The sequence below is a fragment of the Paenarthrobacter sp. 10N417 genome (genome assembly GCF_056394745.1).
Window position 1 is genome coordinate 131,154 of sequence record NZ_JBFTIL010000010.1, and the last position, 11,961, is coordinate 143,114.

General features: G+C 60.8%; 13 protein-coding genes. 4 read left to right on the plus strand and 9 right to left on the minus strand.

From position 1 onward, the window contains the following. Positions 1 to 7 precede the first annotated feature (7 nt). Positions 8 to 469 (plus strand): DUF3817 domain-containing protein, encoded by a 462-nt coding sequence (locus tag AC1DCM_RS14370; RefSeq protein ID WP_477518752.1) that lies wholly within the window; start codon positions 8 to 10, stop codon positions 467 to 469. A gap of 410 nt (positions 470 to 879) precedes the next feature. Beyond that, positions 880 to 2,028: a Fic family protein gene (locus tag AC1DCM_RS14375; protein WP_477518753.1), complete on the plus strand. Its 1,149-nt coding sequence runs from the start codon at positions 880 to 882 to the stop codon at positions 2,026 to 2,028. Here AC1DCM_RS14375 and AC1DCM_RS14380 read toward each other — a convergent pair. The 6 genes from AC1DCM_RS14380 to AC1DCM_RS14405 all read right to left on the minus strand — a co-directional run bounded on the left by AC1DCM_RS14380 (position 2,025) and on the right by AC1DCM_RS14405 (position 7,343). Then, the gene (locus tag AC1DCM_RS14380; protein WP_477518754.1) at positions 2,025 to 2,954 is read right to left on the minus strand and encodes a hypothetical protein; all 930 of its coding nucleotides are present in this window, start codon (positions 2,952 to 2,954) and stop codon (positions 2,025 to 2,027) included. The genes AC1DCM_RS14375 and AC1DCM_RS14380 overlap by 4 nt on opposite strands. 8 nt (positions 2,955 to 2,962) lie before the next feature. After that, on the minus strand, positions 2,963 to 3,640 hold the full coding sequence (locus AC1DCM_RS14385; RefSeq protein WP_477518755.1) for a DUF6318 family protein: 678 nt from the start codon (positions 3,638 to 3,640) through the stop codon (positions 2,963 to 2,965). Positions 3,641 to 3,762: 122 nt separating this feature from the next. Beyond that, positions 3,763 to 3,969 carry a hypothetical protein gene (locus AC1DCM_RS14390; RefSeq protein ID WP_477518756.1) on the minus strand — a complete coding sequence of 69 codons (207 nt, stop codon included), beginning with the start codon at positions 3,967 to 3,969 and terminating at the stop codon, positions 3,763 to 3,765. Positions 3,970 to 4,514: 545 nt separating this feature from the next. Further along, positions 4,515 to 4,892: an RNA-binding S4 domain-containing protein gene (locus AC1DCM_RS14395; protein WP_477515537.1), complete on the minus strand. Its 378-nt coding sequence runs from the start codon at positions 4,890 to 4,892 to the stop codon at positions 4,515 to 4,517. 150 nt (positions 4,893 to 5,042) lie between these two features. Then, positions 5,043 to 6,146, minus strand: a complete 1,104-nt coding sequence (locus tag AC1DCM_RS14400) for a sulfite oxidase (RefSeq protein WP_477518757.1) — start codon at positions 6,144 to 6,146, stop codon at positions 5,043 to 5,045. A gap of 162 nt (positions 6,147 to 6,308) precedes the next feature. Continuing rightward, positions 6,309 to 7,343: an aldo/keto reductase gene (locus AC1DCM_RS14405; protein WP_477518758.1), complete on the minus strand. Its 1,035-nt coding sequence runs from the start codon at positions 7,341 to 7,343 to the stop codon at positions 6,309 to 6,311. Positions 7,344 to 7,590: 247 nt separating this feature from the next. Here AC1DCM_RS14405 and AC1DCM_RS14410 point away from each other — a divergent pair, with 247 nt between their 5' ends. Beyond that, complete coding sequence (locus tag AC1DCM_RS14410) at positions 7,591 to 8,082, plus strand: flavin reductase family protein (RefSeq protein ID WP_431116957.1); 492 nt, start codon at positions 7,591 to 7,593, stop codon at positions 8,080 to 8,082. On the opposite strand, the gene AC1DCM_RS14415 is transcribed toward AC1DCM_RS14410, so the two are convergent. Beyond that, positions 8,079 to 8,966 (minus strand): hypothetical protein, encoded by an 888-nt coding sequence (locus AC1DCM_RS14415; RefSeq protein ID WP_477518759.1) that lies wholly within the window; start codon positions 8,964 to 8,966, stop codon positions 8,079 to 8,081. The two genes, AC1DCM_RS14410 and AC1DCM_RS14415, sit on opposite strands and share 4 nt — an antisense overlap. A 187-nt stretch (positions 8,967 to 9,153) precedes the next feature. Between AC1DCM_RS14415 and AC1DCM_RS14420 the strand changes: the two genes are divergently transcribed. Then, positions 9,154 to 9,558, plus strand: a complete 405-nt coding sequence (locus AC1DCM_RS14420; protein ID WP_477518760.1) for a YchJ family protein — start codon at positions 9,154 to 9,156, stop codon at positions 9,556 to 9,558. A 4-nt stretch (positions 9,559 to 9,562) separates the two neighbouring features. Here AC1DCM_RS14420 and AC1DCM_RS14425 read toward each other — a convergent pair whose 3' ends face one another. Beyond that, the gene (locus AC1DCM_RS14425) at positions 9,563 to 11,527 is read right to left on the minus strand and encodes an acyl-CoA dehydrogenase family protein (protein ID WP_477518761.1); all 1,965 of its coding nucleotides are present in this window, start codon (positions 11,525 to 11,527) and stop codon (positions 9,563 to 9,565) included. 63 nt (positions 11,528 to 11,590) lie between these two features. Further along, complete coding sequence (locus tag AC1DCM_RS14430; RefSeq protein WP_477518762.1) at positions 11,591 to 11,893, minus strand: hypothetical protein; 303 nt, start codon at positions 11,891 to 11,893, stop codon at positions 11,591 to 11,593. Positions 11,894 to 11,961 lie beyond the last annotated feature (68 nt).

The window sequence follows — 11,961 nt, forward strand, 5'->3', positions numbered from 1 at the left end:
GACTTCCATGCAGCCCCGCACCCTGTTTCGTACCGTTGCTTTTGCCGAAGCTGTGACGTGGACGCTGCTGATGATTGGGCTGTTCCTTAAGTACGTCACCCACACCACGGAGGTAGGCGTCAGCATAGCCGGAGGCATTCATGGCTTTGTCTTCCTTTGCTATGCAGCAACAGCCGCTTTCACTTGGATCAACCAGAAATGGCCGGCCCGAACGGGTCTGCTTGCCATCGTCTCTGCCGTGATCCCGTACGTCACTATTCCCGTGGAAAAGTCGCTCGACCGTCGGGGTCTCCTTGCCGGCGGTTGGCGCTTTGCCCCTGGGGGAGAGGAACCTCAAGGCGGGCTGGAGAAAGGGCAGGCTTGGATCCTGGGAAACCCGATCCTGGCCATTGCGATTGTCTTGGTGGGCGTGGCTGGCGTGTTCAGCTTCCTCCTGTTCATGGGCCCGCCGGATACCTGGTTCTCCTGATCCAGCTTCGCTCTGTGGCTTCCTGACCTTCTTTGCACCCGCTCTTCGGCGACCAAGCTTTACAAGCGATGGGAAGCATATTGGACATGCTTCCCATCGCTGCTTTTGAAAGCGTTTAGGATTCTCGGCCGTGGAAGCACATTGGTCCGCCGATCGGAATCCAGTCCTGCCGCTCAGGGTTCGTGATGGATTTGAGCGCTCGCTTCCAAACGATCGCCCTTCCTTCCTCCCCACCAGAGACCGTTGCTGGACAGGACAGTGAAAGGCAGCCCTTTCGAAGCAGGAACTTAATTCCAGATCAGTGCAACATTAAATCTTTCAGCGCGAACCAGCGGCAAAACCCCCGCAGTACAGGGCTAGGATTGGGTACGGAATTAATTGTTACAAACCGTTATCGAAAGTTCTGAGTCGTGAAGCCGATCGAGTTTCCAGAGTTTCCGTTCAACTCTCCCCTGGCTAAGTCCATCATTCAGCTTGAGCGAGTACGAGCCGATCTGGGCGAAGGAACCACACCGCCGGAGCTTTACTCTCAGCTCCGGAAGTTGTTCCAGTTACTCTCGAGCATCATGAGTGCCCGGATCGAAGGGAACAGGACTTCAATTGTTGATGCCGTCTCAGGGGTCCAACGGGCTGGTCGCGAAAACATCAAGCAAGTCGATGATGTTCAGGAGATCGTGCAGCTGCAGGAGGCAACCACTTTCGTCGATTCAGTCGTGGAGCGCGGGACCAATCTGACCCATGGCTTTGTGAGGGAACTGCACAGAATCTCAGTCGAAGGATTGGAGCGCGAGGGAGACAGGACGCCGGGAATGTACCGTGTGTCGGATGTGACCATTAGTGGCTCGGCTCATCGTCCTCCTTCCCCGGGAGATGTCCACAGTGACATGACCGCCCTTCTCGACTTCATTAACGCCGACGTGGACCAGAACTATGAGTTGTTGAAGATTGCTTTGGCCCATCATCGCTTCGTTTGGATACATCCCTTCGGAAACGGAAATGGTCGTGTAGGCAGGCTTTTGACCTATGCCGCGATGCGTAGGCAAGGCTTTTCGGAAAGCGCGGGTTACCGGACCCTGAACCCGACAGCCGTGTTCGGAGAGAACCGGGAACTCTACTACGAGCGGCTGGAGGACGCTGATTCCCTTCTGCCCGATTCATTGATTCGATGGGCTACATACGTTCTCGAGGGCCTGCTGAACGACCTCACCAGACTGTCAAAGCTGGGGAACAAAGAGTATGTAACGAACTCTCTATTGATTCCGGCCATCCAGCGCGGGCTGGAAGTGGCGCGTTTTACTAAGGCGGAAACAGATGCTCTCATCATCATTGCCCAGAAGACTGAGGTGAAGGCGGCGGACCTCCAACCCGCGTTCCCTGGTTCTGCGGCATCCCGGAGCCAAGGAATCCGGAGACTCTTGGAGCGAGGAGTCATCGAACCGATTGGTGACGGAAGGCGAAGCTACCGGCTTCGCCTAGCGCCCAGTGAATTGACACCGCTCTTGGTGAGGGAACTGGACAGAAGGGACTTCCTACCTGCCATTCTGCAGGAGTCACTCTAAAGTCCTGGAGCGTCGGGGCAGCCCCAGGATTTGGGGTTTTCCTGGCAGGTGTCGGCGACGAGTGCTTTTTCTGTTTTCCAGACCTGGATGGTTTTGGGTGGTGTGGTGAGGTCCAGGGTTCCGTTGATGGGCAGTGGGGGTCCGTTGTTCACGGAGTAGGTTCCGGTGAAGCTGGTGGTGATGGTGGCGGGGTAGTTCCCTGTTGCTGTGTAGATGTGGCTGGTGCGGGTGTCGTTGAGGAGCCAGTCGGCTTCGGGGATCGAGTAGCCGGCCACTTGGGTGGGGCCGAGGGTGGTGGTGTCGCCGAAGTTGTAGGTGAAGCTTGCCGGGGTTGCCGTCAGGTGCACTGCCTGGCCGAGGATGGTGACGTCGAAGGCTTGTTCGGCGGCGGTGGTGTAGAAGTTCGTGGGTCCGCCCTTGAGGGTGTGGGGGAAGGGCTGGGCTTCGAGGATTCCGGGGTTGACGGGGAGTTGGCGGAAGTCGTTCAGGATCCGGGCTGCGATGTTGGCCAGGACGTTCTCGGGTTTGGCGTCGTACAGACACGTCGGACCGGTGATCGCCCGATACTCCGTCCAGTCCGGATTTGAGATGGCCTTTGGTGCTTTTTTCCACACAACAGGGGTACCTTCGGCGCCTCCCTCCGTTGTGGGTGGGCACTCGAGTCCTTGGCATCCCAAGCCTCCACCGCCAGCGCGGCAAAGGGTATCCGGCTTGTACTGGTAGGGATCGTCTGCTGCGGCATTGGAGTTGAGGGATTCTGACGGTATCCCAGTTTCTGGATTCAGCGTGAATCTTGCGTCGATACTTATGGCGGTATCGTGCTTTCCCACGCTGACTCGAGTTTCGTCCTCTGCCACTGACGGAGCAGAGCCGATAGACAGGACCACGACGAGGGAGAAAAATACGATTGCGCTAAGACGAGTCATTCGCACGGCTAGCCCACAATCAGTCCGTTGTCGATAACTTGCCAATGTCCCCTTTGGTAGCTAACCATGACAGCTTCGGGGGTGTTGTACTCGGGCGTGGCCTGCTGACCGGAGTTGCCGTTAGCGTCGAAATACTCAATTTGCTCTTGGAGGACCTGCACCTTAGCGGCTTGAGGGTCTGTGCCGGCTTTCCACAGGACTTCGATAACAGGAACACTGATACGCCCGCCGACCACCCACCGGCCGTCGACGTAGTTGAGCTCGATCGCCCTCTTATATGCGGCGCCTGAAACTGTTGTTGTATCAGTGGCAAGGCTCCAGGGTCCGAGATCACCCGTTTCGGTGGCGTACGAATAAGTCGCGTACCAATACCTGATAAATGCCTCAAGCCCAGCCTTCGAGTTCTCCTTCGCGAGCTCAGGCATCACCGGCACGGGCACATTCTCTGCTTTGCCCTTCGCATCGGCTGGCTTGTACACAGTGGCAGGAGCGGCACTCCCGGAAGGGCCGGTGCCCGAAGGACCTGGCGACGAAGCGCCCGAGGTAGGCGCCGTCGTCGAGCTTGATTCGGAAGGAGAGCCGCCGGGCGGCCCGCCCTGACAACCAGTGAGAAGCAACGCGGCTGTGAGTCCGAAGACCGCTCCTCGAATGCGGGCATGTGAAGAATAGGCAAAAAGGCGTGACATGACAGGCTCCCCCAGCAACTGTTTGGCGATGTGTCGGCCAGTCTAGGCGGGGGAAGGGAGGGTTTCACGTCGAAGGGGACCGCTTGTGGATAACTATTGTTCGTGGAGCTGTTGCCCGGAGTTTACGAGACGCCGCGCCGAGGGCTCTCTGCTGCGAGCTGCCTGACCCAGTCGGGAGTTTCCTTTCCGAGGCGTCGGTCTGTGACCAGTCGTAGCTGGGCGGCCGCGATTTGCACCCCGCGGTCACGCGCCGCGGCGCCGCGGTCGATTCTGTCGGTTGCCCCGGTCCCTGCGCCGTGGTGTGCTGGTGCTCTCATTGGCTCCGTCATCGCCAACCCCTTATCTGGTGTCGCTTGCCGTCGGTTCATTGTTGCCCGTTTTCGGGTTGGGGTCCAGCTCAACATCGAGGTCCGGGTCGGGGTAACTGGGCGGGACTTCGGGTGGCGATAGGCCATCCATCTTTGTCGATTCTGCCGCTTCTTCCAGTGGATAACTCCAAGCCACAGTTATAAATTCAACTTCTTCACGGCTTGGTGTTGATTCGGCCAATACAGTCATTACCTGAAGGCCCACCTGTGCGCGGCGGGGTTCTTGGGAAAGGATGCTGTCGAAAGCCCACTCAGCCCGTCGCCACCATTCGGCCCTGTTATCGGACGGACCCGGTCTTTTGTCGCAGGGACCTCCAGGCAATCCAAGCGGCAATGCTGGCCGCGGCTAGTGCAGCCAGGGGCGCCATGCCTGCAACAGATTGCCACCACTCAACCGGCCCGGTGTGGATGTTCACGTCGATGGGGGGAGGTGGCTGGGGGATCACTCCACCAAGCTAAATGGCCGCTAGCCAGCAATACAGCCATCGGGGGCTGTATGTGGACAATTAACCCCGCAATTTCTCCATATCCCGCCTGTCCTTCTTGGTGGGCCGGCCGGCACCGCGGTCGCGCTGGGGAAGGCCAAGCTTCGGGGCAACGGGCCGAGGGGGAGTGTGGTCGGTGAAGCAATGCGAGGCAGCCTCGGCGCCGACGCGTTTCGCGATCAGCCGCCGTACTTCGAGGATCCGTTCCCAACCGGATTCTCGCACGCGGATGGTGTCTCCAATGATCACGGTTTGCGAGGCCTTCACCGGATTTCCATTGATCCGGATGTGGCCGGCACGGCAGGCGGCGGTGGCCGCGGATCGGGTCTTGTAAGCGCGGATCGCCCACAACCAGGCATCGACGCGGACGTTTGCCGGGGATGATGACGGGATACTCATGATTGGGAAGAGTCTAACCGGGCCTAGCAAGACCCGCGAGAACGCCGGAAACGTGCGAGTACAAGGGGAAGCCACCGAGCACGCCTAAGAGTTCCGGCGATCACGCAGCTCTCCCGCGATCTCGGCGAGAAACACCGACCCGAGAAACAACTACCGAACCGTCACCTCAACCCGCTGGGCCATGTTGTTCCCGATGCCCTGGTAGTTCCACACCTGGTCGCTGGGCTGCAGCGCACCCGAGGAGTCCATCGCACGGCACCGCAACTCGTGCTCTCCCGGGCTCGCGACCCACACCATAGTCCAGGATCGCCAAGCAAAGTCACCTACAGCAGGTTCCAGATGGGCCGGCATCCATTCGCCGTCGATCCCCACCTCCACCCGTTCCACTTCGCCGTGACCGGACCACGCCCTGCCGTGCAGCATCACAGGACCGGCATCCACTACCCGGCGTCGGGTAAAGAAATCAGGAATCCCGGGTGGCACCATCAGGGAGCGGACGCGAATGTGCGACACGGGCAAACCTGGCCCATCGGGTCCCTGGAGGTAGTGATACGCCACGGCCTGTTGGAATCCCATGAAACGTGAAGTCACTGCCTCGATGGAGGTCAACCACTTCACACTTGCCATGCCATACCAGCCGGGCACCAACAGCCGCAGCGGGAAACCGTGCTGGATCGGTAGCGGGTTGCCGTTCATGGCGTAGACCAACATGACTTCAGGATGCATCGCTTCGGCGATCGAAAGACTGCGGGCGTACGGTTCCTCGACTCCACCCTGGATACCGCTGTCGGCACCCGTAAAGACAAGTTCGACGGCGTCACTCGCCAACCCTGCCTCCTCCAGCAGTGGTGCCAACGGAGTTCCAGTCCATTCCGCAGTGCCTACAGCTCCCAGCACCCAGGGCTGGCTGAGCGGACGTGGCTGCAGCAGTGAGCGTCCATTTCCGGCGCACTCCATGGTGACAGGCATGGTGACTGAGGGCCGCGACTTGATGTCGTCGAGGCTCAGTTCCAGACTGTTATTAAGGGCGCCACCGAGCCGCAGGCGCCATTCCTCGGCGGTAACGTGCGGGATATCGAAGTGAATGAGCAGATAGTGCAGGCCTGCTGGCGTGATGTCGTCGTGGAGGGCTTCGAGCGGCATTGAATGGTTGCGGCCGGAGAGCTGCAACTCTTCGTGGGTCAGGGGACCTTCGGTCGGCTGTCCCGTGATGACGGCTTTCGCCGCGTCTTGCTTGACATGGTGTTTGGACATGGGAGGCGGCGTTCTACTGGACCTGACGCTGCGGGCGTGCCGCAGCACTTAGGACAAGGATCACGCGGGGACCTAATGCCGTCAATAGGCGATTGCGAGGCCCGGTATGCACTGTCCGCGAGCGAAGAAGCCCGCAGAGCGGTCCCCACAACGGGTGGCGAGCTACCGACGTCGAAGTTCCGGGTACTCCAGATGCGGAGCAACCGTGCCGGCGTCCCGCTCAAGGAAGTTGACGGCGGGGGCCACGATGTCATCGATTTCATCTAAAACCGCGTCGTTGAGCACCACATCGGCGGCCTTCAAGTAGTCGGTGAGATGGTCCTCGGTCCGCGGTCCAATAATCACACTGGTGACGGCTGGATGGTTCAACGCAAAGGCCACAGCGAGCTGGATGAGGGTCAGTCCGTACCTGGCGGCCAGTTGTGCGAGTGCGTCTGCCGCGTGCAGCTTGCCTTGGTTGAAGGGCGCGTTCACATCGAACCGGCCGGGCACAGCGGCCGAACGCGAGCTTTCGGGCTGGCCCGCGCCAACGCGGTAACCGCCAGCCAGCCACCCACCGTCGAGCGGTCCATAACTCAAAACCCCGACGCCGTACTGCTGGGTGATGGGGAAAACGTCGCGTTCGTTGGCGCGAACCAGAAGCGAATAGGGAACCTGGTCCACCACCGGCGGCGTCAGGTGGTTGGTGTTCGCGATCCACTGTGCCTCGACGAGTTGCGCGGGGCTGAACACCGACGTGCCGTAGTAGAGGATCTTGCCCTGCCGGATGAGATCGTTCAGGGTGGTGATGGTCTCAAGGAGATCGGTGTTGTAGTCGGGACGGTGCGCTTGGTAGAGGTCGATCCTGTCCGTGTTCAGCCGCCTCAAGCTGTCCTCCACAGCCCGGACAATCCACCGACGCGAATTTCCGGCATGCGCTGGGTTGGATCCCATCTGGCCATGGAATTTGGTGGCGAGGAATACGTCGTCGCGCCTTCCTTGGATTGCCTGGCCCACCACGACTTCCGCCTCGCCCTGCGAGTAAATATCGGCGGTGTCGATGCTGGTGATGCCGCCGTCGAGCGCAGCCTGGATGATGCGGATGCTCTCCGCAGGTCCCGTGGGAGCGGTGCCGGTGCCGAAGTTCAATGTACCCAGGGTGAGAGGGCTGATCAGGGCGCCAGTGCGTCCAAGCGTTCGTAGCTCGTTGAGGCTCATGTCGGCTTCCTGTGGTGGGTCAAGGGGATGTCCAATCGAGGCTACACACGGCTGTGGGACGCCCAAATGCAAACGGTAGAACTTCTTCGTTTTTCGTCTCGCGGGGTAATGGAAGCGGCCTTAGTTCGCGACATTTCTTGACATGCGGCAACACAAATGTCTTTCGAATCAACAAATATTGCCGTTCCCGGAAGCGGGTGAATTATGGGAAAGGAACTCAAGCAACGCACGATAGGGGACAGCAAAAATGACACAGACGACCGTGGAAGAAACGGCAGCCATCAAGGCTGCATTTGCGCAGTTCCCGTCCGGAGTGGCTGCCTTCAGTGCCATGGTGGATTTCACGCCGGAGGCATTGGTGGCATCGTCCTTCACGGTGGGAGTGTCACTGGAACCGCCGTTGGTGATGTTCGCAGTGCAGAACTCCTCCACAACGTGGCCCAAGCTTCGGCAGGCCAGCCGGTTGGGTGTGTCCGTGCTGGCCGAGGGTCAGGAAGCGGCCTGCCTTCAGCTGTCCTCCAAAACCCGGGACCGCTTCGCCGGATTGTCCACCAGCGTCAGTGACTCAGGGGCCGTTCTAATCGACGGCGCGGTGCTGGGTTTCGAGTGCGAGGTTGTCTCCGAGACGCCCGCCGGGGACCACGCGATCGTTGTCCTCGAGGTCAAAGCGACCACCATCAACCACGAATCCAAACCACTGATCTACCACGGAGCAGCGTTCCGGCAGCTCGCCGCTTAGGAGTTGCGGCTTACCCCGCTGAGCGAACCCTTACGGACCGGGCTCGAAGACTTTCCATTCTTGGAAGTGTTCGGGCCCGATTTCTTGGAGTTGTTCCCTTGGGCCGAGCTGTTACCTTGGCTGGATTTTGTAGACTCAGGACCGGACTTTTTCGGACCATTGCCCGGCGACGCCTCGGTGCCCGAAGACTGCTTAGCATCCGGGGCCTTCGGGGCGGGTGGTTCCTCATTGCTGGATGGCGGTGTTGGCTCGCCCACCTCACGGACCGTTACCTTGATGGCGGGCGGTTCCTCTGCCTTTGCGCGCTCGGCCGCCCTCCGGTCAGCTTCCGCGACGGCGTCGGCCCAGTCCTTCGCAAGCACGGGTGGTTCCTTGCTGGCGGCCACGAGCAAGGGGTGGTGGGCGGTCTGTGTTTCGACCACTTCCTTAACCTGGGCAGGCTTGGGTACCTTCCTGGGGCTAACCTTCCACGCACCGTCCTTGACGGCAGAAGCGGCATCCGAGACCCGGCGTCGAACATCGCCAAAGCGATCCTTCTTGGGCTCTGCCACAACAGGATGGGCTGCCACCTCGGCAGTGGAACCGGTAGGAACGTAGGCAAGATCTTCAAGAGGTGACTCAACAGCGTGACTGGAGTAATCGACGTCGTCACCCGCCAAAGCGGGTACGTGTTCCGGAGCAGGGGGCAAGTGGACGATGGCGACCGTTTCCTTCTTGGGGAAGACGCCGATCATCGCCAGGAGAATCACTGACACAAGCCGTCCGACTCCGGCAACTACCAGAGTGATGATGATGACCAACCCGAGGCCCAGGAACATGAGGATAGCCATCCCCACCGTGCCCAAATATGTCAGGTTGATGGCGAGTGTTGTCGGATCCTCCACGTAGCCTCCCCTGGCAGTCGTTTTGCGATGCGCGCATTGCCCACCCAGCTTGCACATCTAGCCTACGGTCCAGCACCGACGGAATCACGCCCCGCACCACCCTCTGGCAGGGGTTGTTTCGAAGCTGTTACATGGCGTGGGAAAATATGTTGTCCAGCTCTCATTTTCAGCCTCGGATTGGGACAACGTGACCCCTGATTTCAGCCGACTCCGCAACAGTGCGTGCCCCTGCCTCTCCGGGGAGCCCTATAACGATTGTTGTGGGCGCTTCCACCGCGGCGAGGCCGATGCGCCCACAGCCGAGCAGCTTATGCGTTCCCGGTATTCGGCGTTCGTCATTCTGGATCCGGCATACCTCCTGCGCACTTGGCACGCGTCAACCCGCCCGGCTTCCTTGGAGCTGGACGCGGACACGCAATGGCGCAGGCTCGACATCCTGGGCACGTCAAACGGCGGGCCCTTGGACACCACGGGGACCGTTGATTTCGCTGCGCACTACCGGTCAGACGGTGAACGGGGAGTGCAGCGCGAACACGGCCGTTTCGTACGCGAGGACAAGCGCTGGTACTACGTGGACGGGGACGTCCTGTAGCGGGCTACCGATATTTCCGGTGCAGGTTCTCCTTGCTTGAGGCGCCCGGGGAAGCATCGGCGATCCACGGCCCGGTTCCTTCGGACTGATCCAGGACCCCGGCCTCCAGCCAGGCGTAATCGCCGGCGAGGACTTTGCGCGAAAGCTGGTGGTCGCCGTCGTCGGTGTTTCGCCACAGCTGATCGAAGTATTCGTCCACCCGCACACGCGCCTGTTCACAGTAGGCCTCGGCGAGTTCAAAGGCTGCCGCGCCGTGTTCCGGGTGGGTACGGAGCAGCATTTCGGCCCGGGAGCAGCATGCTGCCATGGCGAACAGTTCGGCGCCGATGTCCACGATCCTGCCCAGGAACGCTTGTTTGTGTTCCAGTTTCGCTTGCCAGCGCCCCATGCCGTAGAAGGTCTGCCGGGCGAGCCGGCGCGAGGACCTTTCAACAAACCGCAGGTGCTTGCCCAATCGCCCGAACTCGCCGTAGGAGCGCGGATCCATGCCTGCTCCGGCAACGAGTCTCGGCAGCCAGCGGGCATAGAAACCTGAAGCTCCGACGGCGGCCCTCGCCTTGTCCTGCAGGCTGGCATCCGCTGAGGCGAGGTCGCCCGCGGCGGCAAGGTGTGCGTCCACTGCTTCGCGGGCTATCAGGAGTTTCATGATCTCGCTGGAACCCTCGAAGATCCGGTTGATGCGGAGATCCCGGAGCAGCTGCTCGGCCGCCACAGCGCGTTCGCCCCTTGCTTCAAGGGATTCGGCGGTTTCAAAGCCGCGGCCACCGCGGATCTGAACCAGTTCATCGGCGATCCGGCAGCTCAGTTCGGTGGACCAGAGCTTGGCCAGCGCGGCCTCGATGCGCACGTCCTTTTGGCCGGCGTCTGCCATCTCGGCTGACAGTTCAAACACAGCTTCCAACGCGAAGGTGGTGGCGGCGATGAACGCAATCTTCTTTCCTACGGCCTCGTGCTTGCCCACCGGGCGGCCCCATTGTGTCCGCGCGTTGGACCATTCGCGGGCGATCTTCAGGCTCCATTTTCCAGCGGCAACGCACAGACCAGGGATGGAAAGGCGTCCGGTATTGAGGGTGGTGAGGGCGATTTTGAGGCCTTGACCTTCGCGGCCCAGACGGTTCTCCACCGGCACACGCACTTGGTGGAAACGGGTCACACCATTCTCGATGCCGCGCAGGCCCATAAAGCTGTTCCGGTTTTCCACGGTGATGCCCGGGGAGTCCATCTCCACGACGAACGCGGAGATGCCGCCCTTGTGCGTGGTGCCGTCGGCGTCGGTGTGGGCAGGAACCCTGGCCATAACAACCACGAGCTCGGCGATCACCCCGTTGGTGGTCCAGAGTTTCACGCCGTCCAAAAGGTAAGACCGGCCGTCGTCCGAGAGTACGGCAGTGGCGCCCATCCTGGCGGGGTCGCTGCCGACGTCGGGCTCTGTCAGGAGGAAGGCCGTAATGGCGCCGGCAGCGCAGCGGGGAAGGTATTCCTGCTTTTGCTCCGGCGTGCCGAATTCCTTCACGGGCTCAGGAACGCCGATGGATTGATGCGCCGAAATCAGTGCGCCAAGGCTCGGATGAACGGAGCCAACCAGAGCGAGTGCGCGGCCATAGTAGACCAAGGACAGTCCCAGGCCGCCGTACTCGCGGGGAATTTTCATGCCGAAAACGCCAAGGTCCGCGAGGCCTGCAAGGTACTCGTCCGGGATCTTCGCGTCGCGTTCGATCACCCGTCCGGACATGGACCTGCAGAACGCCTCCAGCCTGGCCATGAACTCTTCGCCGCGCTCCACGTCCTCCGTTTTGGCTTGTGGCCATGGGTGGATCAGGCTGAGGTCGAAGCTACCCAAGTACAGGCCCTTGGCAAAGCTGGGCCGGTTCCATTCAGTTTCGCGGGCGGCCTCGGCGACGGCGCGGGCTTCTTCTGCTGTGGCGTTGACGCTTGCGGCGGCGAGACTGTTGTCAGTAGCGGACGTCATGGGATAACTCCTCTAGCCGGTTGTGCCGGATGGAGCCAGGGTCCGCCTCGGGTGGGGAACCCTTCAGCTGTCCCTCAATGCTACCCGCGAGTAGCTACCCGTGCTAGGGGAAACCTGGGGCTGGAATTCGGCCGGGATTTCGACGTTTCCTGCATGGTGGACCAAGCTGTCCCACGCAAAATTGATGCCATGCACCAAGCCGCCCAGGACTGCCTTGACCGTGTACCAGGCCATTCCCATGGCGCCGATGAGAACGATAGTTGCTATGGCTGCTGCCGCGATGAACGCCACCAAAACGGCGGCGAAGGCCAGCGTTCCAATGAATACGTAGGTGGCTGTTTCCAGAGCGGTAAAGTCGAAATCCATGGTTCCCCCTATGCGACACTGCGTGGGTAGACGCGGCGTGGCTGCGTCGATGATCCGACACTAGGGGC

Coding starts and splice junctions, on each gene's coding strand:
- AC1DCM_RS14370 (WP_477518752.1), top strand. CDS start 8: ATGCAGCCCCGCACCCTGTTTCGTACCGTTGCTTTTGCCGAAGCTGTG.
- AC1DCM_RS14380 (WP_477518754.1), bottom strand. CDS start 2,954: ATGACTCGTCTTAGCGCAATCGTATTTTTCTCCCTCGTCGTGGTCCTG.
- AC1DCM_RS14385 (WP_477518755.1), bottom strand. CDS start 3,640: ATGTCACGCCTTTTTGCCTATTCTTCACATGCCCGCATTCGAGGAGCG.
- AC1DCM_RS14390 (WP_477518756.1), bottom strand. CDS start 3,969: ATGACGGAGCCAATGAGAGCACCAGCACACCACGGCGCAGGGACCGGG.
- AC1DCM_RS14395 (WP_477515537.1), bottom strand. CDS start 4,892: ATGAGTATCCCGTCATCATCCCCGGCAAACGTCCGCGTCGATGCCTGG.
- AC1DCM_RS14400 (WP_477518757.1), bottom strand. CDS start 6,146: ATGTCCAAACACCATGTCAAGCAAGACGCGGCGAAAGCCGTCATCACG.
- AC1DCM_RS14405 (WP_477518758.1), bottom strand. CDS start 7,343: ATGAGCCTCAACGAGCTACGAACGCTTGGACGCACTGGCGCCCTGATC.
- AC1DCM_RS14410 (WP_431116957.1), top strand. CDS start 7,591: ATGACACAGACGACCGTGGAAGAAACGGCAGCCATCAAGGCTGCATTT.
- AC1DCM_RS14425 (WP_477518761.1), bottom strand. CDS start 11,527: ATGACGTCCGCTACTGACAACAGTCTCGCCGCCGCAAGCGTCAACGCC.
- AC1DCM_RS14430 (WP_477518762.1), bottom strand. CDS start 11,893: ATGGATTTCGACTTTACCGCTCTGGAAACAGCCACCTACGTATTCATT.